This is a genomic window from Alishewanella sp. WH16-1 (genome assembly GCF_001441695.1).
Classification (GTDB): domain Bacteria; phylum Pseudomonadota; class Gammaproteobacteria; order Enterobacterales; family Alteromonadaceae; genus Alishewanella; species Alishewanella agri.
In genome coordinates, this window is record NZ_LCWL01000112.1 from 71,905 (window position 1) to 94,936 (window position 23,032).

At 51.5% G+C, this 23,032-nt stretch carries 23 protein-coding genes; 10 read left to right on the forward strand and 13 right to left on the reverse strand.

Annotation, left to right across the window (positions count from 1 at the left end):
• The 6 genes from recJ (at position 1) to yghX (ending at position 7,072) form a co-directional block, all read left to right on the forward strand.
• On the forward strand, positions 1-1,734 hold the full coding sequence (recJ, locus tag AAY72_RS11735) for a single-stranded-DNA-specific exonuclease RecJ (RefSeq protein ID WP_057787674.1): 1,734 nt from the start codon (positions 1-3) through the stop codon (positions 1,732-1,734).
• Positions 1,735-1,846: 112 nt separating this feature from the next.
• Positions 1,847-2,945, forward strand: a protein-coding gene (gene prfB, locus AAY72_RS11740; protein ID WP_156411325.1) for a peptide chain release factor 2 whose coding sequence is annotated in 2 segments (ribosomal slippage) — positions 1,847-1,921 and positions 1,923-2,945 — 1,098 coding nt in all. Because the reading frame shifts where the segments join, the coding sequence is not laid out codon by codon here.
• Between the two features lie 27 nt (positions 2,946-2,972).
• Positions 2,973-4,493: a lysine--tRNA ligase gene (lysS, locus tag AAY72_RS11745; RefSeq protein WP_008608940.1), complete on the forward strand. Its 1,521-nt coding sequence runs from the start codon at positions 2,973-2,975 to the stop codon at positions 4,491-4,493.
• 176 nt (positions 4,494-4,669) lie between these two features.
• Entirely contained in the window at positions 4,670-5,053 is a 384-nt protein-coding gene (locus tag AAY72_RS11750) for a PA2779 family protein (protein WP_057787777.1), read from the forward strand.
• The gene (locus AAY72_RS11755) at positions 5,053-6,021 is read left to right on the forward strand and encodes a PA2778 family cysteine peptidase (RefSeq protein ID WP_057787678.1); all 969 of its coding nucleotides are present in this window, start codon (positions 5,053-5,055) and stop codon (positions 6,019-6,021) included. Before AAY72_RS11750 ends, AAY72_RS11755 begins: the two co-directional genes overlap by 1 nt.
• Before the next feature lie 160 nt (positions 6,022-6,181).
• Positions 6,182-7,072 (forward strand): YghX family hydrolase, encoded by an 891-nt coding sequence (yghX, locus tag AAY72_RS11760; RefSeq protein ID WP_057787680.1) that lies wholly within the window; start codon positions 6,182-6,184, stop codon positions 7,070-7,072.
• A 465-nt stretch (positions 7,073-7,537) separates the two neighbouring features.
• Here yghX and AAY72_RS11765 read toward each other — a convergent pair whose 3' ends face one another.
• The 5 genes from AAY72_RS11765 to AAY72_RS11785 form a co-directional block, all read right to left on the reverse strand.
• The gene (locus AAY72_RS11765; protein ID WP_008985672.1) at positions 7,538-8,008 is read right to left on the reverse strand and encodes a CreA family protein; all 471 of its coding nucleotides are present in this window, start codon (positions 8,006-8,008) and stop codon (positions 7,538-7,540) included.
• A 120-nt stretch (positions 8,009-8,128) separates the two neighbouring features.
• Positions 8,129-8,443, reverse strand: coding sequence for a DNA-binding transcriptional regulator (locus AAY72_RS11770; protein WP_057787682.1), 315 nt, complete (start codon positions 8,441-8,443; stop codon positions 8,129-8,131).
• Positions 8,430-8,762 carry a type II toxin-antitoxin system RelE/ParE family toxin gene (locus AAY72_RS11775; RefSeq protein WP_008985674.1) on the reverse strand — a complete coding sequence of 111 codons (333 nt, stop codon included), beginning with the start codon at positions 8,760-8,762 and terminating at the stop codon, positions 8,430-8,432. The genes AAY72_RS11770 and AAY72_RS11775 overlap by 14 nt, the downstream gene beginning before the upstream one ends.
• Positions 8,763-8,895: 133 nt before the next feature.
• On the reverse strand, positions 8,896-9,366 hold the full coding sequence (locus tag AAY72_RS11780; RefSeq protein ID WP_008985675.1) for an RES family NAD+ phosphorylase: 471 nt from the start codon (positions 9,364-9,366) through the stop codon (positions 8,896-8,898).
• Positions 9,366-9,818: an antitoxin Xre/MbcA/ParS toxin-binding domain-containing protein gene (locus tag AAY72_RS11785; RefSeq protein WP_057787684.1), complete on the reverse strand. Its 453-nt coding sequence runs from the start codon at positions 9,816-9,818 to the stop codon at positions 9,366-9,368. Before AAY72_RS11785 ends, AAY72_RS11780 begins: the two co-directional genes overlap by 1 nt.
• A gap of 160 nt (positions 9,819-9,978) precedes the next feature.
• Between AAY72_RS11785 and AAY72_RS11790 the strand changes: the two genes are divergently transcribed.
• Complete coding sequence (locus AAY72_RS11790) at positions 9,979-10,326, forward strand: PadR family transcriptional regulator (RefSeq protein ID WP_008608924.1); 348 nt, start codon at positions 9,979-9,981, stop codon at positions 10,324-10,326.
• On the forward strand, positions 10,326-11,273 hold the full coding sequence (locus tag AAY72_RS11795) for a hypothetical protein (protein ID WP_057787686.1): 948 nt from the start codon (positions 10,326-10,328) through the stop codon (positions 11,271-11,273). The genes AAY72_RS11790 and AAY72_RS11795 overlap by 1 nt, the downstream gene beginning before the upstream one ends.
• A gap of 71 nt (positions 11,274-11,344) precedes the next feature.
• On the opposite strand, the gene AAY72_RS11800 is transcribed toward AAY72_RS11795, so the two are convergent.
• From AAY72_RS11800 to AAY72_RS11810, 3 genes are all read right to left on the reverse strand, one after another.
• Complete coding sequence (locus tag AAY72_RS11800) at positions 11,345-11,566, reverse strand: hypothetical protein (RefSeq protein WP_008608922.1); 222 nt, start codon at positions 11,564-11,566, stop codon at positions 11,345-11,347.
• A 295-nt stretch (positions 11,567-11,861) separates the two neighbouring features.
• Entirely contained in the window at positions 11,862-12,074 is a 213-nt protein-coding gene (locus AAY72_RS11805) for a hypothetical protein (protein WP_008608921.1), read from the reverse strand.
• A gap of 14 nt (positions 12,075-12,088) precedes the next feature.
• Positions 12,089-12,307: a hypothetical protein gene (locus tag AAY72_RS11810; protein ID WP_008608920.1), complete on the reverse strand. Its 219-nt coding sequence runs from the start codon at positions 12,305-12,307 to the stop codon at positions 12,089-12,091.
• 185 nt (positions 12,308-12,492) lie between these two features.
• Between AAY72_RS11810 and tadA the strand changes: the two genes are divergently transcribed.
• Positions 12,493-13,026, forward strand: coding sequence for a tRNA adenosine(34) deaminase TadA (tadA, locus tag AAY72_RS11815; protein WP_057787688.1), 534 nt, complete (start codon positions 12,493-12,495; stop codon positions 13,024-13,026).
• A gap of 165 nt (positions 13,027-13,191) precedes the next feature.
• Here the strand turns inward: tadA and mltF are convergent, their stop codons facing one another.
• Positions 13,192-14,622, reverse strand: a complete 1,431-nt coding sequence (gene mltF, locus AAY72_RS11820; RefSeq protein ID WP_057787690.1) for a membrane-bound lytic murein transglycosylase MltF — start codon at positions 14,620-14,622, stop codon at positions 13,192-13,194.
• Between the two features lie 147 nt (positions 14,623-14,769).
• Here mltF and purL point away from each other — a divergent pair, with 147 nt between their 5' ends.
• On the forward strand, positions 14,770-18,660 hold the full coding sequence (gene purL / locus AAY72_RS11825) for a phosphoribosylformylglycinamidine synthase (RefSeq protein ID WP_057787692.1): 3,891 nt from the start codon (positions 14,770-14,772) through the stop codon (positions 18,658-18,660).
• 104 nt (positions 18,661-18,764) lie between these two features.
• On the opposite strand, the gene AAY72_RS11830 is transcribed toward purL, so the two are convergent.
• Genes AAY72_RS11830 through AAY72_RS11845 form a run of 4 tightly spaced genes read right to left on the reverse strand, consistent with a single transcriptional unit; the run spans position 18,765 to position 22,987 of the window.
• A complete protein-coding gene (locus AAY72_RS11830) occupies positions 18,765-19,025 on the reverse strand; it encodes a hypothetical protein (protein WP_057787779.1) in 261 nt (86 codons plus the stop codon).
• A gap of 57 nt (positions 19,026-19,082) precedes the next feature.
• A complete protein-coding gene (locus AAY72_RS11835; protein WP_057787694.1) occupies positions 19,083-20,177 on the reverse strand; it encodes a diguanylate cyclase in 1,095 nt (364 codons plus the stop codon).
• 48 nt (positions 20,178-20,225) lie between these two features.
• Positions 20,226-21,143 (reverse strand): histone deacetylase family protein, encoded by a 918-nt coding sequence (locus tag AAY72_RS11840; RefSeq protein ID WP_057787696.1) that lies wholly within the window; start codon positions 21,141-21,143, stop codon positions 20,226-20,228.
• Positions 21,143-22,987 (reverse strand): bifunctional acetyl-CoA hydrolase/transferase family protein/GNAT family N-acetyltransferase, encoded by a 1,845-nt coding sequence (locus AAY72_RS11845; RefSeq protein WP_057787698.1) that lies wholly within the window; start codon positions 22,985-22,987, stop codon positions 21,143-21,145. Before AAY72_RS11845 ends, AAY72_RS11840 begins: the two co-directional genes overlap by 1 nt.
• Positions 22,988-23,032 lie beyond the last annotated feature (45 nt).

Consider the following 23,032-nt stretch of genomic DNA (forward strand, 5'->3'; position numbering starts at 1 on the left):
TTGCAGGTAAAACAGATCAGCCGCCGGACACTGCCGGCGCAATCTGCATCAATACTGGATCCGGCACTGCACCCGGTGCTCAGTCGTCTGTATCTGAGCCGTGGCGTCAGCTGTGCCAGTGAGCTACAACGTCAGGCTTCAGCGTTACTGCCTTTTACGCAACTAAAAGATATCGACCGCGCCAGCGCCCTGCTGGTGGAGGCGTTGACCAGCCAGCAACGTATCGTGATTGTTGGCGACTTTGATGCCGATGGTGCGACCAGCACTACTGTGTTGATGAGTGGCTTAAAAGCCTTTGGCTTTAAGTATCTGGAATATCTGGTACCAAACCGCTTTGAATACGGCTATGGCTTAACGCCGGAGCTGGCCGAAATTGTCGTAGCGCAGGGCGCTGAGCTGATTATTACCGTCGATAACGGCATTTCCGCTATCGAAGGCGTGGCACTGGCAAAACGTGCCGGTGTCAAAGTGCTGGTCACTGACCATCACTTACCGGGCAATACGCTGCCGGATGCCGATGCTATCGTTAACCCGAATCAGCCTGGCTGTAACTTCCCAAGTAAGGCGCTGGCCGGTGTCGGTGTGGCGTTTTACTTATTGCTGGCATTACGTTCGACCTTACGTGACCAGGGCTATTTTGCCGCACAGGGGCTAACCGAGCCGAATGTGGCGGAATTGCTCGACCTGGTAGCCCTGGGTACCGTCGCCGATGTGGTGCCGCTGGATGCCAATAACCGCATCCTGGTACATCAGGGCTTAATGCGTATTCGCGCCGGTAAATGCCGGCCCGGTATTCAGGCGCTGATTGATGTCGCCAATCGGGATGCGGCCAAACTGACCGCCAGTGATTTTGGCTTTGCACTGGGGCCGCGACTGAATGCCGCTGGCCGGCTGGATGATATGTCGCTTGGCATCAGTTGTTTACTGGCGCCAAACTTAGGTTTAGCGCGCCAATATGCCGCCGAGCTGGATAACCTGAACGCCGAGCGGCGCAGTATCGAACAAAGTATGCAGCAGGAAGCGCAGGCACTGCTGAGCCAACTCTCTTTTGATGGCAGCAACTTACCGGAAACTCTGTGTTTATACCGGCACGACTGGCATCAGGGCGTAATTGGTATTCTGGCCGGTCGCATTAAAGAGCAGTTTCACCGGCCGACCATCGCTTTTGCCAAGGGCGATAACGGCGAGTTAAAAGGCTCTGCGCGTTCAATTACTGGCTTTCATATCCGCGATGTACTGGATGAAATCGCGACCCAATATCCGGGGTTGATTAAAAAATTTGGCGGCCATGCGATGGCGGCCGGCTTAACCATTAGTGAAGACAAGCTCGAGACCTTTGCGCTGGCATTTAACCTGACGGCAAAAAAATACCTGACAGCGGAGCAACTGACCGCCATGGTGTTAACCGACGGCGAGCTGGAAGCAGAGTGTTTTGAGCTCAGTTTTGCTCAGTTGCTGCAAAATGCCGGGCCCTGGGGGCAGGCCTTTCCGGAGCCGGTATTTGATGGCGAATTTCAGCTGTTAAGCCAGAAAATGCTGGCCGATCGGCATTTAAAAATGCTGCTAAAAGGCCCCGGCGGTAAGCTGGTAGATGCGATCTGGTTTAATGCCGATAACAAAGCCTGGCCCAATGTGAATATTCAGCGGGTACGGCTGGCCTATCAGCTGGATATTAACGAATATCGCGAACAGCAAAGCCTGCAACTGATTGTGCGTTATATGGAAGGCTTGTAAGCAAACCTCAACAAGCTCTGGTTGAAGATTGCTGTTAAAAACTGCCCGTAGCGGCAGTTTTTTTGTTATAATCCGCGCCAATTTTTTATCGCCCAACAGGTCGGTTTAACCCATGTTTGAAGTGAATCCGGTAAATAACAGCATCAAAGATCTGACTGAACGCACCAATGTGCTTCGGGGGTATCTTTGACTACGATGGCAAAAAAGAACGCTTAGAAGAAGTCTCGCGCGAGTTAGAAGACCCAGCGATCTGGAATACCCCTGATAAAGCCCAGGCGCTGGGTAAAGAGCGCTCGGCGCTGGAGCAGGTGGTGGGCACTATCGACAAGCTGGACCAGGGCCTGGAAGATGTGCAGGGCTTGCTGGAGCTGGCCGTCGAAGCTGAAGACGAAGCGACTTTTGAAGAAGCCAAAGCTGAGCTGGCCGATTTGGAAAAACAGCTGGCGCAGCTGGAATTCCGCCGTATGTTCTCGGGCAAACATGATCAAAACGACTGTTATCTGGATATACAGGCTGGCTCTGGCGGTACTGAAGCTCAGGACTGGGCCAGCATGCTGATGCGGATGTATCTGCGCTGGGGTGAAGCTAAAGGCTTTAAACCCGAGCTGTACGAAGTGACTGACGGTGATGTCGCCGGTATTAAAGGCTGTACCATTAAATTTACCGGCGAATACGCTTATGGCTGGTTACGCACCGAAACCGGTGTGCACCGTCTGGTGCGCAAGAGCCCGTTTGACTCCGGTAACCGCCGCCATACGTCTTTTTCATCCGTTTTTGTATCGCCGGAAATCGATGACGATATCGAAATCGAAATTAACCCGGCAGATTTGCGCATTGATACCTACCGCGCCTCGGGTGCTGGTGGTCAGCACGTTAACCGGACCGATTCAGCGGTGCGGATCACGCACTTACCAACCAACATCGTAGTGCAGTGTCAGAATGACCGCTCGCAGCATAAAAACCGCGACAATGCCTATAAGCAACTGCGCGCCAAGCTGTACGAGTTTGAGCTGCAAAAGCAAAATGCCGAAAAGCAGGCGCTGGAAGATACCAAGTCGGATATCGGCTGGGGCAGCCAGATCCGCTCTTATGTACTGGACGACTCGCGCATTAAAGACTTGCGTACCGGGGTAGAAACCCGCAATACCCAGTCGGTGCTGGATGGCGATCTGGACAAATTTATCGAAGCCAGCTTAAAAGCCGGTTTGTAATTTTTTAACTCACTCAGGAATCAACAAATGTCTGAACAGCATAACCAACATGAAGAAATTCAGGATGTTAACAAACTGATTGCTGAGCGAAAACATAAGCTGGCGGCGATTCGCGAGCAGGGCATTGCCTTCCCGAATGATTTTCGCCGGGCGCATATCTCTGATGAAATTCATGCCAAGTACGATGCGTTAAGCAAAGAAGAGCTGGAAGCCAACAAGGTAGAAGTGAGCCTGGGTGGCCGGATGATGACCCGCCGTATTATGGGTAAAGCCAGCTTCTGTACGCTGCAGGATATGGGCGGCAAGTTTCAGGTGTATGTGGCGCGCGACAGCCTGCCGGAAGGCCTGTATAACGACCAGTTTAAAAAATGGGACCTGGGCGATATCCTCGGCGTAAAGGGTTACTTGTTTAAAACCCAAACCGGTGAGCTGACGGTATGGGCGACGGAAATCCGCTTATTAACCAAAGCACTGCGCCCACTGCCAGACAAATTCCACGGTTTAACTGATAACGAAGCGCGTTACCGCCAGCGTTATCTGGATCTGATCTCAAACGAGCAATCTCGCAAAACCTTTTTGGTACGCAGCAAAACTGTGGCCTATATCCGCCGTTTCTTTAACGAGCATGGCTTTTTAGAAGTCGAAACGCCAATGCTGCAAGCCATTCCGGGCGGTGCCTCGGCACGGCCGTTTGAAACCCACCACAATGCGCTGGATATGCAAATGTTCCTGCGTATTGCCCCTGAGCTGTACTTAAAGCGGTTGGTGGTTGGCGGTTTCGAGAAGGTGTTTGAGTTAAACCGTAACTTTCGTAACGAAGGCGTCTCGACCCGGCATAACCCAGAATTCACTATGCTGGAATTCTACTGGGCCTATGCCGACTATAACGACTTAATGGACTTAACTGAAAAGTTATTCCGTGGCTTAGCGCTGGACGTACTGGGCAGCACGGAAGTGCCATATCAGGGCGAGGTGTTTGACTTCGGTAAGCCGTTTGCGCGGATGTCGGTGACAGAATCGATTCTGCATTACAACCCGTCGATCACCAAAGAGCAGCTGGCGACCCGTGAGTCGGTGGCTGAGCTGGCAAAATCACTGGGCATTGAAGTGAAAGCCAACTATGGCCATGGTCGTATTTTGATGGAAGTGTTTGACGAGCTGGTAGAAACCAAGCTGCGCCATCCGACCTTTATTACCGAGTACCCGGCTGAGGTATCACCGCTGGCGCGGCGTAACGACGATAACCCGGAGATCACCGACCGCTTTGAATTCTTTATCGGTGGCCGTGAACTCGGTAACGGTTTTAGCGAGCTGAACGATGCTGAAGATCAGGCCGAGCGCTTCCGCGAGCAGGTCGCGCAAAAAGACGCTGGTGATGATGAAGCCATGTTCTACGATGAAGACTTTGTTACCGCGCTGGAGCACGGTTTACCGCCAACAGCAGGTCAGGGTATCGGTATCGACCGCTTAGTGATGTTGCTGGCCGACGCGGCCTCGATCCGCGATGTGATCCTGTTCCCACATATGCGTTTGCATCACGATAAGTAAGCCTTAGGCGCCCAGGCGCGCTATCTGGTCTTCGGCACAGTGGCTGTCGAAGACCGTTCTCCTTCCTTGCAGCTTAGTTTTAATTAGTCTAATCTCAGTCAGTTAGCGTTCAGCAGCTTAGTGTAATGTTAGTTTTTGCTGTTGCAGATTCTGTTATTAACTACAAGGATATCGAAATGCAAAATAAGCTAATTACAGCGGCGTTACTCGCCAGCAGCCTGACGTTGGGTTTGGGTCAGGTATCGGCAGGTGTGGTCAGCTCTGAGCAAATGCTTGCCAGCCAGCAACACCACTACAACAAGCAGCAGGTATTGTCGTTTTTGGATACGGCCGAAGTGCAGCAAAAACTGGTGCAGCTGGGTGTTAGCCAGCAAGACGCAGAGCAACGTATCGCCAATATGACCGATGCGGAGTTGGCAGCGCTGAATAGCCAGTTACATGAAATGCCGGCGGGTGGTGTTGTGGGTACGATTGTCACCGTTTTAGTGGTGATCGCGGTGTTAGACCTACTGGGTGTCACGGACGTTTATCCGTTTATTCGGCCAATTCGATTTCAATAATGTTCGCTAAAGCGAAATCGGCCAACATTCTGGTTGGCCTTTTATTGCTGCTGTTGCTTACCGCTTGTCAAAGCCCACCGCAAAGCCGGCAACTGTTGGCTGAGCCACCGGCCATTAGCCGGCAGGCCTTGCTGAGCGCTGTACCATTTTATCCACAGCAAGAGTATTTTTGTGGCCCAACCACGCTCTCTGAAGTGGCTGCCTACTATGGGGTGGAGCACAGCGCTGAGAGTATTGCCGGTCTTACTTTTACGCCAGGGCTGCAGGGCAGCCTGCAAATTGAAATGGCCGCTGCCAGCCGCCAACTGGGCTTTGTGGCTTATGAACAACGCGGCAGTTTAAGCCAGCTATTGCAGCTGGTTGCTGAAGAAATTCCGGTTATTGTATTACAAAACAATGGTTTGAGCTGGTTGCCCAGATGGCACTATGCTGTGGTTATTGGCTATGATTTAGATCGGCGCGAGATGATTTTGCATAGCGGTCTCAGCGCCGAGTACCGGCTTCCGCTGGCGACCTTTGAGCGCACCTGGCACAGAGCCAATTATTGGCTACTGGCGATGTTGCCGCCCGCGCGCACCAGCGCACTGCTGGACCCCTTTCTTTATACCCGAGCCTGTCAGGATCTATTGCAAACCCGGCAAACTGAAGCTGGTGTTACGGCGCTAATCAGCGCCACCAAACAGTGGCCGGATTACTGGCTACCGTATTTTTTACTCGGTAATCACTTTTTAGCCCGAGCACCGGCCGAGGCCGCCATTTGGTTTGCGAAGGGATTGCCGCTGGCCAAACAGCAACCGGCCTATTTAAATAATTATGCTTTGGTATTGAGTGAGCTGGGCTGCAAAGCGCAGGCGCTGGAACTGATCAAAGCTGCGCGGCAGCTGGCGCCTGACGATGCCAATATTATGGATAGTGAGCAACAAATTAACGCTCAGACGACAACAACGAGCTGTAGTGTGACTCACTAGCTACCACATCATCGCGGTCAATTGCCATCGACCGCCGCCTGCAGGCTACTGGTCGCAGTAGGGCAGAGCAGATTGAACCGGCAGGCACAGTACTGCGATTATTGCGCTAATATTGCCTTACTATTGTGCACTAGCGAATAACCTATCCAGGGAAAGCTCTATGCCCCGTTTAACCGCCGCCGACTTTAGCCCGGAATTACTTGAGCTGTATGATTTTTATGTGCATGGCAAATTAAGCCGGCGTGATTTTTTAGAGCGGGCGGCTAAATTTGCTGTTGGCTCCATGACGGCGGTTGCGCTTTTGTCCGCACTAACCCCGAATTATGCACTGGCACAGCAGATCTCCTTTAACGATCCTGAGATTATTGCCAGCTATATCCGTTATCCATCACCCAATGGGCATGGTGAGGTGCGCGCCTACCTGGTGCGGCCGGCCAAGCTGGAGCAGCCTGCGCCAGCCGTGCTGGTGGTGCATGAAAACCGAGGTCTGAACCCTTATATCGAAGATGTGGCGCGGCGGGTAGCCAAAGCCGGCTATGTGGCGCTGGCGCCGGATGGTTTAAGCTCGGTCGGCGGTTATCCGGGCAATGATGACGAGGGCAGGGCCTTGCAGCGTCAGGTTGATCCACAAAAACTGTTAAACGATTTCTTTGCTGCGCTTGAATTTTTACTGGCCGGTGAGCTTACCACCGATAAAGTCGGCATGACCGGTTTTTGTTATGGCGGCGGTGTCTGTAATGCGGCGGCTGTTGCTTATCCGGAACTGGCCTGTGCGGTACCTTTTTATGGCCGGCAGGCCGATCCGGAGGCGGTAGCGCCAATCAAGGCGCCGTTGCAGTATCATTTTGCGGAGAACGACCCCAGAGTCAACGAAACCTGGCCGGCGGTAGAAGCAGTACTTAAAGCCGCTAATAAAACCTTCGAAGCCCATTTTTATCCCGGCACTTACCATGGCTTTCATAACGACTCGACACCCCGTTACGATGAAGCCGCTGCTAAACTCGCCTGGCAACGCACCCTGGATTGGTTTGCCCGCTATCTAAAAACCTAGCCCAGCACCACGACTCCGGTACGCTTGCCGTACCGGAGTCGGTCCTGCGATGGTAAGAAAACCCCCTAACCCAAAGCTACACCACACCACGACTCCGGTATGCTTGTCGTACCAGAGTCGGTCCTGCGATAGTAAGAAGAACCCCAAGCTCAAGGCTACACTGCACCACGACTCCGGTATGCTTGCCGTACCGGAGTCGATCCTGCGATAGTCAGAAAAACACCAAACCCAAAGCTACACCAGACCACGACTCCGGTATGCTTGTCGTACCGGAGTCGCTCCTGCGATAGTAAGAAGAACCCCAAACTCAAGGCTACACCACACCACGACTCCGGTATGCCTGTCGTACCGGAGTCGGTCCTGCGATAGCGAGAAAAACACCAAACGCAAGGCTACACCGCATCACGACTCCGGTATGCTTGTCGTACCGGAGTCGCTCCTGCGATAGTGACAGGAACACCAAACCTAAGGGGCAACACCCGAAGCGGTATAAGCCTCTGTCCCCCACAGTGGTACCGTTGATAAGCCATGCTTAAAGCTGCCCGAGGTTTCCTTGGTTGAATAAGACAGATACATCAGGGTTTGATTCTGCGCATCGTAGATGCGGCGGATTTTCATACTTTTAAAAAATACGCTTTTCGATTTAGTGAACAGCACTTCACCGTTTTTGCTTTTATCGATTTTAGCGATCATCTCAGCGGTAATGGGGCCGGTTTGCCGGCAAGAGATGGCGCTGTCAGAAGGATCCGAAAAATCCAGATTAGCCTCAATACTGGATACGTGGCAGGTTACGCCGCTAACGATAGGATCAGTAAAAGCATCCAGTTTGATATCCTTGGTGGTAAAGAGCCCCAACGATACATCTCCCACTTCATTTCTGTTACAACCCGTCAGGGTCAGTGTTAGTAGCAATAAAACGCAACCTGATATACGCATTCTGGACTCCTTGGTGTGATTTGCCGGCTGCTGCCAGCTGGGTGCTTTGTGGCAATAATAGCGCAATTGGTGGATTTGCAGCAGACCGCCCAGGCCCCTAGTGGCGACAACAGCCGTTTGTTATAGCTCGGCTATGTGTGACAACGTTTCTGGATGACGCTGTACTAACTTTAAAAGGGTAACAGCTTGACCATTTGGCACACTACGACCTTGTTCCCAGTTTTCTAATGTGCGCGAAGACGTATGAAGTAGCCTCGCGAAGACGCCACGGGACATATTAAACTGCTCTCGAATACTCACGATTTCATCTGGTGAGATATTCAACTCACCCGTATCATTCACATGATGTGTTTTTAGGGTCAACTTACCTTCTGAATGCTGTTTAGCCTCAACAAGAGCTGAGCTTAACTCTGCAAATAAATCACGAGTGCTCATTGCGCCACGCCTCCATAAAAGCCATTAATTGTTTTCTTTGAATTGCATTTAAATCGGACATTTCATTTTTGCCGTAAATGGTTAGCAAATAAAAACGCCTTTTTTCATCGAGAAAGTAATAGATAATCCGTGAACCACCGCGTTTTCCTTTACCTTTGCTGGCAACCCGAATTTTGCGCAAACCGCCAGTACCTTGAATCACATCACCCAAATGTGGGTTTAACATTAATTCAGCTTGAAAGAGCCTATACTCATCATCACTGAGGTATTCATCTCGGTGCTTTTCAAAAATTGTTGATTCGATAAATACACTTTTCATAAAAAAAGTGTACGCAAATAACGTACAGATGGCAAGTGTCAGGTTGCGACTCCGGTACGGCAAGCATACCGGAGTCGGGGGCCGAGCATAGCGGAGTTGGGGCCGGGAGTTGCATTGGATTCAGCGTATTAAGCTATCTGAAGATCCGTGCATCAAAACTAAATTCAAGTTTTTCGGCTTTGGCGAGGATAGCAGGTAGCAGCGGATGCCGTGGATTGATCAGGTAGTTACGATCTCGCGGCGAAATACTTGAGGGGACCTGGAGTGCGGCGAACTCGGGGTTTTCGGCGTTAAGAAATTGATCGCCAATCAGTTGCGTCTGTTCCGGCGCCGGTATTGCCCGCCAGTTAGGTGGCAGAACTGAATTGTCCAACGGGATAATCAGCTCGTCGGGTAACTCAATGCGGTAAAGATCGTATTGCTGAATCACCTCAGGGTCGTGATTAAGGTGTACAAAAACTTCCAGGATACAAAGCGATTCAGATGCAGCGAAATACAGCGCCGCTGTGCCTTTTGAGTTCCAGCGCCCGCCAAATAATTTTGCGCCTTGCGGATTGAAGGGCGCCTCGGCGAACTTTTTTTGGGTCAGCCGGTACAGTTGCATCAAGAAAACACGCCGTGTTCGAGCCGGCCGATTAACTCTTTAACCGTTTCAAAATCGACAGTGGTCGCAATCATATCTAAGGGCCGCTTGCCATTCAGGCCATACACACTTTCACGTAACCAGGCGAGAGCGCGTTGTTCATTGCCAAAAAGCTCGGTCGCTAGTTTGATCAGCAGCGCCAGGCGGTACATAACGTCACTCTCTTGAGTGTTGAAACGTTCTCCATTTTTCAGGCGGCGCTTAATCGTGCTGATTGGGATCAGGGTAACATGGTGAAACTCAGTTTGTGACAACCGGGCTTTCGCCAGAATGTTACGATAGACCTCTGGTTTAAAGCCTTGATGAATAGCGGCATTTTTTGATGTTGTCTCATCTTCTATACCAAGGCTATACCAAAAATTCGGTTGGTACAGCGGTGTGGGTTTAAAGCTTTTCACTGCGCTGACAGTCATCATTGAGCCCTTTTTGGTTCATATGGCCTATTAAAAATAGCCCATATGGGCCAGTAGTGCAATTTTTAATGATTATCCCCCTTGCTTTTATACTGTGCGCCACCTAGTATAAGTAGCTGTGTGGCGCACAGTATGCGATACACAGTATCAGGAGCAAAAGATGACGCAATCGCAACTGGACAAAATTCGGCTGGAACTGCGCCGCGGGGTGTTGGTTTTGGCGGTGCTGGCGTCGCTGAAAGAAGCGCATTATGGCTATTCGCTGCGCAAACAACTTAACGACAACGGTATTGAGATTGATGAAGGCACCCTGTATCCCCTGATCCGCCGTCTGGCAGAGCAGGGGTTACTTGACAGTGAATGGCAGCAAGGCGAAGGGCGGGAGCGGCGTTATTACCAGCTGTCTGCCAGCGGCCACAGCTTGCTTGGGCAATTAACCGATGAATGGCAACAGCTTAATGGCGCCCTGAGTAACTTACTGGGTGTAAAGCCAGAGGAGACAGCATAATGGATTTAGTCACACGTTATATTGCTGCGGTGCAGCGCGAGCTACCTGAGAATAAACGCGATGAAATTGGCCGTGAACTGAATGCCAATATCCGGGATCAGTTGGATGCGCTGACGGAGCAAAAAGGTGAGCTTAGCGACGACGACAGTGCTGCCGTGCTGCTACAAATGGGGCATCCACGTGATGTAGCCCAGCAATTTGTGCCGCCGCAGCCGTTAATCAGCTTAAGTTATATGCCGGTGTACCGCTATACCCTGTATATGGTGCTGGGGATTTTGTTTGTCCTGCAAATTATCGCCAGTACCAGCGCCTGGTTATACAGTCAGTTTGGTTTGCTGCTGTATCTGAAAAGCATTGCCAGTGGCTTTATCGGCGATGCCTGTCTGGCGTTTACTGCGATTACTGTGACCTATATGTTGTTATCGCGGGAGCCGACTGCAGCGGCTAAAGCAACACCGAACTGGCATCCGCGGCAGTTAGCGGCAGTGGAGCCGGGCTGGCAGACCATTTCGCTGCAGAATATTTTTACCGATCTTGGTACCTATGCCTTTTTATTAGTGCTGATCTGGTATCCGCTTTGGTTTACCCCAGAGCAGTTAGAGGCGCAGCGTATTAGTCTGGCTGAGCCAGCACGGCAGTTTCTCAGCTGGTGCACACCGGTGTTGCTGGCCGGCATAGTGCTGAATATCGGGCAACTAAAACAACGCTTCTGGAATCGCCCGCTGTTGATCGCGAATGTGGTGCTAAATAGCGCGCTGGTGCTGATTTTGCTGTATCTGGCTGTCAGTGGGCCGTTACTGGAGATCAACATGGCAGCCTTGCCCTATGTTTTTGAATGGGATTCTCTGCAGCGCACCATAGTGGTAACGCTGTTGATTACTGCCTGTTTTCCGGGATATGAATTGGTACGGGATCTGCTGCGGTTAAAGCGTCTGGCCAGAGCCTAAATATCCTGCGAGGAGCAGAGGCTGAATGCAGGTTCAGCCTCTGGCTTGTTAGTTAGTGCTACCGGTGTTGCTTAATACTGCCGGCTACGTTTGTTATCACGCACCAGCCACCAGACCAGATAACCCAGGATCACCAGGGGTAATACGGTGAATAACAAAGTCAGGCCGATACCAATGACCGCACCGACCAGACCAATTAATAAGCCAAAGATGGTTGCAGCAATGGCGATTAAGCTTGGTAAGCAGTAAATACCTACGGCGACTAATAAAATAATAACGATTGTTCTGTTCATACTAAGGTCCTTTTGTGCAAGCTATTGATTCAGGTTAGCTTAAGGTAATCAAACTGTATGCCAATAATATAGTTGTTAGATATCAATTACTTAAGTTGCACTGTTTATCGCTGTAGAGATTTTAGACCATCTGGCTTAGCGAAATTAACCAATTAGTAGCGAAAATCTTTATCAGAGCACGCAGTCAGCGGCAGGGCCAGCGTCTGGGCTTGTGACAGCGCTAAAGTCTGGGCTGTTACAGCAAAAAAACGGGCTGCAGTAAGCAGCCCGTTCCGGAGGTCTTAGGATGGTGTTGTCAGAGCTTGTTAATCTGCTCTTTTAGCTGATAGGACTTGTCGGTAACAATACTTTCCAGGGTGCCCACCCGTTCCTTCAGTTTGGCAATTTCTGCCTGTAAGGCTTCGATATCCGCCTTGCCGGCTTTGCCTTTGGTTTTCATATGCGTTTCGTAGGCTGCGTAACCCAGGCCACCAATAATGGCGATAGCGGCAATTTCAAATGGACCCATCTGTGTTCTCCCTGTTATAACCGGTTAATTTCTTCTTTTAACTGATATTTTTTATCTGTCACTATGCTTTCCAGTGTCGCCAGGCGCTCTTTTACTGCCAGCAGTTCCTGCTGCAGTTCATCAAAGCCTTTACCTGACGCCAGATGCCGGTATTTATAACGCATTTTCAGCGCATCATAGGCCACGCCACCGACGATTGCCACTACCACTATTACAACCACGCCAATATCCATTGTTATCTCCTTGCTGTTTTTTTGTAAGGAAAAGCAAGCACAATGCCATTATTTTAAGTTATTGATTAAAAGCAAATTGATTTAAAGGTGCGGCTTGTACTTAGCGTAAAATGCAAATATTTAGTCAGCTTTAACATAGTCTAGTGGTAAAATTGGCCAAAGAAAGTGAATTTTTGTAAGGCTTTATGACTGACGAACAGTGGATGCGCCATGCCATGCTGCTGGCACAGCGGGCGGAACAACTGGGTGAAGTACCGGTTGGGGCGATATTGGTCAAGGATCAGCAGATTATCGCCGAAGGCTGGAACCAGATGATTAGCCTGAATGATCCCTCAGCGCATGCCGAGATGCTGGCAATTCGCCAGGCTGGCCAAAAGTTAGCCAATTACCGGCTGTTAGATTGCACGCTCTATGTCACGCTGGAGCCCTGCAGTATGTGTGCCGGGGTATTAGTACATAGCCGGATCGCACGCTTGGTATTCGGTGCCAGTGATTACAAGACCGGGGCAGCTGGCTCAGTGTTGGATTTGGTGCGGTATCCGCAGTTTAATCATCAGCTTGACGTCACGTCAGGGGTGTTAGCAGAGGAATGTGCGGCCATGCTGTCGGCGTTTTTTCAGCGCCGGCGGGCAGAGAAAAAACAGCTCAAACAGCAGGGGATTCAGCCAGATGCCGAAAGTAAGTTAAAAAACACCGACGGCGGTGATGTACTTTTTTAATCTGCAAATTACGCTTAATGCGGCGGCGGCTGGATGCCACATCCAACATCCGGCGGCGACGTTTTAACGCCGGCTTTTTCTTTTTTAGCATAGATTTATCCTGTTGTTTACCATGTTGAGAATAATATGGGCAGGGCCGGCGGGCTGCAAGCACCCCGGATGAATTTATTGTGACAGGGGCGGCGCGTCAGCAACTTGCTCCGTCTGTTCGACCAGTCGTTGCCGTTGTTGTTCCAGCTTTTGTTCCAGTTGTTGCCGCTCGTCTACTCCTACCAGGGTATCGTAATAGCGACGGATATTTTCAACATAGAGCGCGGCTTCATCGCCACGGGCAAAACCAAAGCGGGTATGTTGATACACCGATTTTTTGCGTAGCAGCGGTAAGCGTTGTTTTACTTCCAGCCATTTATCCGGATCGGCACCATCACGCTGCGTCAGACGACGGGCATCTTCCAGATGGCCCCAGCCAATATTGTACGAGGCTAGCGCAAACCATAGCCGGTCCGGCATCGGGATCCGCTCCGGAATACGGGTTAACAGCATTTGCAGATAACGGCTACCACCGTCGATACTCTGCTCAGGGTCAATCCGGCTTTGTACGCCCATCTGCTGCGCCGTTGGCAGGGTTAACATCATCAGGCCGCGCACCCCGGTGGGGCTGCGGGCTTTCGGATTCCAGTGCGACTCCTGATAACTCAGGGCGGCCAGTAAACGCCAATCCAGCTCACCGGCATATTCCATAAACCAGGATTTAAATTTTGGCAGCGTATCGTCAATGGCGCGGATAAAACGGATGGTATCCACGTAATCGAACTGTTCTACATGGCCAAAATACCGATCCTCCAGTGTCACCAGATCGCCGTTTTGGTATACGTGGCCAAAGTATTCAATTAACACGCTAAACAGGCTGTCGTCCTGGGTTTTTGGTAGTAACCAGCCCACTGGTAAGTTTTCGCTGACAGTAAAGCCAATCGTCAGCTGTGGGAATAAACGGCGGTTAACTGCCAGCTGATTAGAGTCTGTCAGCGTATAGTTGATACTGCCATCGACCACTTTTTGCAGTAGCTCGTCGGCATCCAGCTCCGGATCTTCCTGATAGCTCAGCCCAGGAATCTCTGCACTGAGTCGTTTCAGGGTTTCCGCATGGCTACTGTGAGCGGATACAATCACTGGCTCAGTCAGGTCGGTTAATTGTTGCGGCCAGTTGTTGCCCTGGCGAAACACCAACAGTTCGTTAATCCAGCGGTAGGCCGGTGCCGCCCGGAATTTTTGGGTGCGCTCTGGGGTGAGTGTCAGGCCGCCGGCAATAAAATCAACCTGACCATTTTTCAGCTTGGTTTGTAAATCATCTAAATCGAAGCTGGGGAACAGTTGCAGTTCAACGCCTAAGCGATCGGCCAGCCCCTTAGCCAACTCATACTCAAAGCCGGTAGGGCCATCGACACCAATATAGTAACTGGTCGGGCCATGCAGGATGCCAACCCGTAATTGACCGCGCTGATAAATGTCAGCCAGCTGATTTGTTTGCTCTGGCAATGGCTTAGAGCAGGCCAGTAACAGCAAGCTCAGGCAAAGCACAGACCATAATCGCAGCATAATCAGTTCCGGTTTAGACGATTTTGCGATGTTACCGCAAACTTCTTAGTCGCAGCCAGCCTTTTCACATATCACTTAGCGCGAATTTTCTTTATAATGTGGCGCCTTTTTAGGTTCCACTGTCGTTCAACCAACGGAAAATAGCCTATGTTGATCCTGCGTGGTGCACCTGCACTGTCCGAATTCCGAATTCAAAAGTTACTCGATCTTTGTGCCCAGCAAAATTTACCGGTTAACGGTATCTATGCCGAATATATGCATTTTGCTGATTTATCGGCACCACTTAGCAGCGAACAGCAGCAGGTGCTGGATAAACTGTTAACCTATGGTCCGAGTATCGCCAGTCACCAGCCAACAGGCTTGTTGCTGTTAGTGACACCACGCCCCGGCACCATTTCGCCCTGGTCTTCTAAAGCCACCGACATTGCCCGCAACTGTAACCTGCCAACGGTAAAACGCTTAGAGCGTGGTATTGCCTATTATGTTGATGCGGTGGCGTTAACTGCGGCTCAGCAGCAACAACTGCCCAGCCTGTTACATGATCGGATGATGGAAGCGGTATTTACCGAGTTGGAGCAGGCAGCCGCGCTGTTTGCCAAGGCCGAACCGGGAACCTTAAGCTCGGTGGACATTCTGAGCGGTGGCCGTGCGGCACTGGAACAGGCTAACCAGACGATGGGTCTGGCCTTGGCCGATGATGAAATTGATTATCTGGTCAGCAATTTTCAGCAGCTGGGCCGCAACCCGAACGACATTGAACTCTATATGTTTGCGCAGGCCAACTCTGAGCACTGCCGGCACAAGATTTTTAACGCCGACTGGACCATCGATGGCGTAAAACAGCCTAAGTCGCTGTTTAAAATGATTAAAAATACCTTCGAGCAAACACCGGATTATGTGTTATCAGCCTATAAAGATAACGCTGCCGTGATGGTTGGCTCTGAAGCCGGTCGTTTCTTCCCGACGCCGGCTAGCCGCGAGTATCAGTATCACCATGAGCCGATCCATGTGCTGATGAAGGTAGAAACCCATAACCACCCCACGGCGATTTCACCTTATCCGGGGGCGGCAACCGGCTCGGGCGGCGAAATCCGTGACGAGGGTGCGACTGGCGTGGGCTCTAAGCCCAAAGCGGGCTTAGTGGGTTTCTCTGTGTCTAACCTGCGTATTCCAGGCTTTGTACAGCCGTGGGAAAGTGATTTTGGTAAGCCGGAGCGCATTGTTACCGCACTGGACATTATGCTGGAAGGCCCACTGGGTGGCGCCGCCTTTAACAACGAATTTGGTCGTCCGGCGATCAACGGTTATTTCCGTACTTATGAAGAAAAGGTACACAGCCATAACGGCGAAGAAGTTCGTGGTTACCATAAGCCGATTATGATTGCCGGTGGTCTGGGCAATATCCGCGCAGAGCACGTCCAAAAAGGCGATTTGCCAGTGGGTGCCAAGCTGGTGGTATTAGGCGGCCCGGCGATGAATATCGGTCTGGGTGGTGGTGCGGCGTCTTCGATGGCATCAGGCCAGTCGAATGAAGATCTGGACTTTGCTTCGGTACAGCGCGAGAACCCGGAAATTGAACGCCGTTGTCAGGAAGTGATTGACCGCTGCTGGCAGCTGGGCCAGGACAACCCTATCGTCTTTATTCATGACGTTGGTGCCGGCGGTTTATCCAATGCCTTCCCGGAGCTGGTAAACGACGGCGGTGTCGGTGGTAAGTTCGAGCTGCGTAATGTACCGAACGATGAGCCTGGCATGTCGCCGCTGCAAATCTGGTGTAACGAATCGCAGGAGCGCTATGTGATGGCGATCCCGGCCGACAAAATGCCGGTATTCGAAGCCATCTGTAAACGTGAACGTGCCCCTTATGCGGTAGTGGGTGAAGCCACCGCCGAACAGCATTTAACGCTGAGCGACAGCTACTTTGGCAATACGCCGATTGATCTGCCGTTAAACGTGTTACTGGGCAAGGCGCCAAAAATGCACCGCGAAGTGCAAAGCTTAAAAGCGCCGGCCAAACCGCTGGATCGCACTGATATTAGCATCGCCGATGCGGCTGAGCGTTTATTACGTTTGCCGACCATTGCCGAGAAAACCTTCCTGGTAACTATTGGTGATCGTACGGTAACGGGTTTAGTGGCGCGCGATCAGATGGTGGGCCCCTGGCAGGTGCCGGTGGCGAACTGTGGTGTCACTGCCGCCAGTTATGATACTTACCATGGCGAAGCCATGGCGATGGGTGAGCGGACGCCGGTTGCCTTGCTGGACTTTGCTGCCTCGGCCCGTCTGGCCGTAGCGGAAGCTATTACTAATATTGCTGCCACAGATATTGGCGACTTAAACCGGATTAAACTTTCTGCCAACTGGATGGCCGCCGCCGGTCACCCGGGCGAAGATGCCGGTTTATATGCGGCAGTAAAAGCGGTCGGCGAAGAGCTGTGTCCGGCACTAAAAGTGACGATCCCGGTGGGCAAAGACTCGATGTCAATGAAAACCCGCTGGCAACAGGATGGTGAAGATAAGGCCGTTACCGCGCCTATGTCGCTGATTATCACCGCCTTTGCCCGGGTAGAAGATATCCGTAAAACCGTGACGCCACAGCTGCGCACGGATAAAGGTGCCAGCTCCCTGTTGTTAATTGATCTGGGGCAGGGCGCTAACCGCTTAGGCGGCTCGTGTTTAGCTCAGGTGTATAAGCAACTGGGCGATCAGCCTGCTGATCTGGATAGCCCGCAGCTACTGATTAACTTCTTTAGTGCCATGCAGCAACTGACGCGCGAGCAGAAATTGCTGGCCTACCATGATCGCTCCGACGGTGGTTTATTTGTCACCCTGGCCGAGATGGCCTTTGCCGGTAAAGCCGGTATCGCCGCCGATATCAGCGCTCTGGGTAGCGATGCGCTGGCGGCGTTATTCAGCGAAGAGCTGGGTGCGGTGCTGCAGGTTGCCGACAGTGAACTGGCTTATGTCCAGCAGGTGCTGGCAACACATAACCTGGCAGACTTAAGCCATGTTGTAGGTAAAGTTGAACAAAGCGATCGTTTTGTGATCAGCCAGCAGGGCACAGTGGTATTTAACGATAGCCGCAGCCGTCTGCGCACCGTCTGGGCCGAAACGACTTATCAGATGCAGAGCCTGCGCGATAACCCGGCGGGCGCCAAGCAGGAGTTTGACGCCAAGGCCGATCAGCTGGATCCGGGCTTGCACGCCAAACTGACCTTTGATCCGAATGCCGATATTGCCGCGCCGATGATTTTAAAAGGTGCAGCACCCAGGATCGCGATTCTGCGCGAGCAGGGCGTTAACTCGCAGCTGGAAATGGCCGCTGCCTTTAACCGTGCCGGCTTTAGCGCCGTTGACGTGCATATGAGCGATATTCTGAGCGGTCAGGTGTCGTTAAAAGACTTTAACGGTTTAGCAGCCTGTGGTGGCTTCTCTTACGGTGACGTGTTAGGGGCCGGTGAAGGCTGGGCCAAGTCAGTGCTGTTTAACGAGCAGGCACGTAAAGAGTTCCAGACCTTCTTTGAACGGCAATCTACCTTTGCGCTGGGTGTTTGTAACGGTTGTCAGATGATGTCGAATCTGAAGAGTCTAATCCCGGGTGCTGATTTATGGCCACACTTTGTGCGCAATAAATCTGAGCGCTTTGAAGCCCGCTTCAGCCTGGTGGAAGTGCAGCAAAGCCCGTCGCTGTTCTTTAGCGGTATGGCTGGCTCGCGGATGCCGATTGCGGTATCGCACGGTGAAGGTCATGCCGAGTTTGCTTCTCAAGCTGCCTTTGCCGCTGCCAACCAGAGCGGCACTGTGGCACTGCGTTTTGTTGATAACTATGGTCAGGTTACCGAGCAGTATCCGGCAAACCCGAATGGCTCAGTGGCCGGTATTACCGCGCTGACAACTACCGATGGCCGGGTTACCATTATGATGCCACACCCGGAGCGGGTATTCCGCACCGTGGCCAACTCCTGGCATCCGGATGACTGGCAGGAAGACAGCCCCTGGATGCGGATGTTCCGCAATGCCCGGGTCTGGTTAGGGTGATTTTTAACCCGACGTCTTAAGCTCACCGAATAAAAAAACCTGCTGCGGCAGGTTTTTTTATTCGGTACTTTTCCTGTGGTCAGAAACTGGCTATCACAGCATCACTACTGGCTTTTTTCTTCCGCGAACAAGAAGCGGATCCAACCAAAACCGATATTGAGGATCCCCGCCAGGGTGTCTGCTTTTACCGAGGGTTCCGCCTGATTAATCGCAGTTGGCGACTGCGTCTGAGATTGCTTGGCATTGTTGAACGCGCCGTCAAAGAAATCATCGGCGCCTTGTTGGGTACTGTAAGTGCTACAGGCGCTAATCATTAAGCTAAAAGCAACGGCAGCTATAGTGGTGATTTTTTTGGTGTTGTGCAAACTTAATCCTTGCCAGTAAATAGTCGCGCGCATTTTTAAACTATTAAGGCTGTTTGTCTAGTTTAAAAACTGTTGCCGGGCCTGATTACGGCCCTGTTGCTTGGCTTGATAAAGCAGCTGATCGGCTTGGTGCATCAACTGACCACTCTGATAACCGCTGGCCGGGTAATTTAGGGTGATAATACCGATCGATGCGGTGACTACGCCAAAGGGTGAGTTTTTATGCGGGATCGCCATTGCCGCCAGCTTGTCTGGTAATTGTAGGAGTGAGGTGCTGATATCTGCATTATGTTGCTCAACCAGAATAAATTCCTCACCGCCAAACCGGACTACCAATAAAGTTGGATCGGCGGAGAGCAAACGCGACAATTGAACCAGCACCAGATCACCATCCAGATGACCATAGTGGTCGTTGTAGCGTTTAAAATAGTCGATATCTAACAAGCCGAGCGATAGCTGTTGGCCGGCTTGCAGGCTTTGCAGCTTTTCTTGCAAACGTTGTTCAAAGCTGCGCCGGTTAAGCAAACCGGTTAATTGATCGGTTTCAGCTTTTTGTTGTTCCAACCTGACGGTTTTAAACTGGCTACGCAATAACCGGTCGAACTGCCGTTGCCAGCTCAGGCAGAGCAAAATCGTTATTATGAGGTAAAAAACGGACCAGCCGGTATCAATAACAGTACAATATTTCAGGTATAACACTGCGGTGGTCAGTTGTAACCAGAGTAAGATTTTTTGTTGTAAATTAAAAATCGGAATGGCGGCAATCGCGAAGGCAACGACCATAGGGCCACCTTCACCCAATTTGCCGTAGTAGAGGGATGAGCCGTAGAAAGTAATACTCAGCAGTAAGATAACCAGGGCTGAGATACCAAGCCAGCCCTGTAACCACTGCTCAGCGTTAAGTGTTTTATTCGTCAGAGCATAAAGTAAAATCAGGCCGGCCGCTGTATAGCGTGACAGATTACCCAGGCTGTACCAGCTGTCGCCAACCAGAATATCTGTGATCGAAAACAATAGCATTAATGCCACACAGACTAATGCCAGCCGCTGCGCAATATGGCGGGTACTGGCAACCAGATACAGCCGGAATTCCGCCTCGCTGGCCGGGTCCAGATAGGATAAAGATGGAAAATAGTTTTTAATCAGCTGCATAAGCAAAAGTACCCTGAGTTGCACTAAGCTTAGCAGCTAAAATTGGACCTAGAGCAAACCTTTTAGAAAAGCCACTACGCTGCGTCCGAGCGCACTTAAGGCATAACCGCCTTCCAGCATGGCGACGATACGGCCCTGGCAGTGTTTGTCGGCCAGTTGCTTCAGTTCAGTGGCAATCCACTGGTAGTCTTCTTCGCGCAACATAAAATGCGCCATTTCATCTTCAGCATGACCGTCAAAGCCGGCGGAGATTAAAATCAACTGTGGTGCAAAACGATCAATAGCGGGTAGCCAGTGCTGTTTTACCTGTTCCCGCCAGGCGGTGCCGCGACAGCCACCGGCCAGTGGCAGATTGATAATATGTTCGTTAGTTGTCTCAGCGCCGGTGTACGGAAACAATGGATGTTCAAACGAGGAGCAAAATAGCACCCGTGGTTCATGTTGAAAGATATCCTCGGTACCGTTGCCATGATGTACGTCAAAATCGACGATGGCAATTCGGCTGAGCTGGTACTGGTTCAAGGCATGTTCGGCCGCGATCGCAATATTATTTAGCAGGCAAAAGCCCATTGCCTGCTCACGCGTTGCATGGTGGCCCGGCGGGCGTACCGCGCAAAAAGCCTGTTCATTAGTGCCCGCCATTACCTGATCGACGGCATTGATCCCGCTACCAGCAGCATGCAGGGCCGCGTTCAGGCTTTTCGGCCCCATCACGGTGTCAGGATCGAGCCAAATATGGCCTTCGCGTGGCGCTTTGGCAAACAGCTCGTCAACATAAAGCTTGCCATGCGCCAGATATAAGGCTTCTTTACTAGCCGGGCTGGCGTCGCGCTGCATCACCACATATTCCATACCAGAGCGGATCAGCTGATCGTTAATCGCTGATAAGCGCTCCGGACATTCCGGATGATCAACGCCATTTTCATGGTAGTAGCAGCTGGGGTGGCTGAAAATGGTAATGGGCATCAGCACTCTCCTGCCGGGGTTAAGTCCAGTTTTAAATAGGCTTCTGACGGATCGTCACTTGGCAGGCGCACAAAGCCGGCGTTTTCAAATACTCTGAGCATAGGTTTGTTTTCTGCCCGTACATAGGCCTGCATTGAGCTTAAACCCCGAATTCGGGCCACATTGATCATTTCTGCCAGCAGCCGTTTGGCCATGCCTTTGCCCTGAAATTTTTCGCGGGTGACAAAGGCGACTTCGCAGCTATTCTGGCTTTCAATCAGGTAATAACGGCCGACGGCCTGAATTTCCACCACTGAGCCTTTTTGCTTAACGATACACAGCGCCAGATCTTTCGATTGATCGACGCTAACCAAAGTACAGGACTTCTCGCGACTCATCTGCGTCGGCACGGAGTTGTAGCGCATTTGCAGTGTTTCTTTGGTGTGGGAGTAGAAAAACTCCTGCAAACGCCGTTCATCCGACGGATTAAGCGGGCGTAAATCAAAGCTTTCGCCGTTAACGGTCAGCTCTTTAAAGCCCACAGGTCCCAGCTCCGGCACTTCGACCGGGGTTTGTACCTGATAATGCGGTACCCAATAATGCTTGCGCACTTCAGCTAACAGCTGATTACGGAACTTTGGATGGGCGACCCGGATCAGTTCCAGCGCCCGCTCGCGGATACTTTTGCCGCGCAGTGAGGCGACGCCAAATTCAGTGACCACATAATGCACATGGGCGCGGCTGGTGACCACGCCGGCGCCTTCCCGGATATGCGGCACGATCCGGGAAATTGAGCCGCTTTTGGCGGTAGAGGGCAGGGCAATAATAGGTTTACCACCGTTACTCATTGAGGCGCCGCGGCTAAAGTCAACCTGACCACCGACGCCACTATAAAACTGATGACCGATTGAATCTGACACCACCTGCCCGGTCAAATCGACCTCGATAGCGCTGTTAATTGACACCATCCGCTCGTTGCGGGCAATGTTGCTGGGCGAATTGACATACTCACTGGGATAGAAGCCGATATGCGGGTTTTGATGCACAAAGTCGTACAGCTGTTTGGTTCCAATACAAAAACTGGTGACGCTTTTACCGGGATGAAAGGTTTTACGCCTGTTATTGATTACGCCTTTTTTAATCAGTTCCAGTACCCCGTCGGTCATCAGTTCAGTATGCAGCCCCAGATCTTTATGATTACTCAGGTAGCGGGTGACGGCTTCGCAAATTTTACCAACGCCGAGTTGGATGGTGGCGCCATCTTCAACCAGCAGAGAAACATACTGGCCGATCCGCTCGGTGCGCGGATCCAGCTCAGTCGGTTGCACTTCCGGCAGGGCCTGCTCGGCATAAAAAAAGGCGTCGATATCCTCTTTATGGATAAAAGACTGGCCGTAAGTGATGGGCATCGCCGGATTAACCTGCGCAATCACTGTTTTTGCAGCTTTGGCAGCGGCCGCAATCACATCGACGGCGACGCCCAACGAATGATAACCGTGCTCATCGGCCGGGCTGACCATAATCAGGGCGGCATCCAGCGGTAGCACGCCGTCGGTAAACAGCGCCGGAATATCGGTCATAAAGCAGGGCGTATAATCCGCACGACCTTCGGCGACGGCCTGACGCACAGTGTTGCCACCAATAAAAAAAGTATTCACTTTAAAGCGGTGTTGGAATTCCGGTCTGGCCCATTTGTTGTCAGACAGGGTGACCAGTTGCACGATTTCGATATCGTGCAAACTTTTGGCATTGGCAATCAGATCATCAATCAGCAGCGTTGGCACTGCGGCATGGGAACCGATAAAAATCCGGTTACCGGATTTTAGTAACTGTTGCCAGTTCAGATTGGAGACAGGGCTTGGCATAGCGGCTCCGGCTATTGAACATTCTTTGACACTCTAATCCAGAAG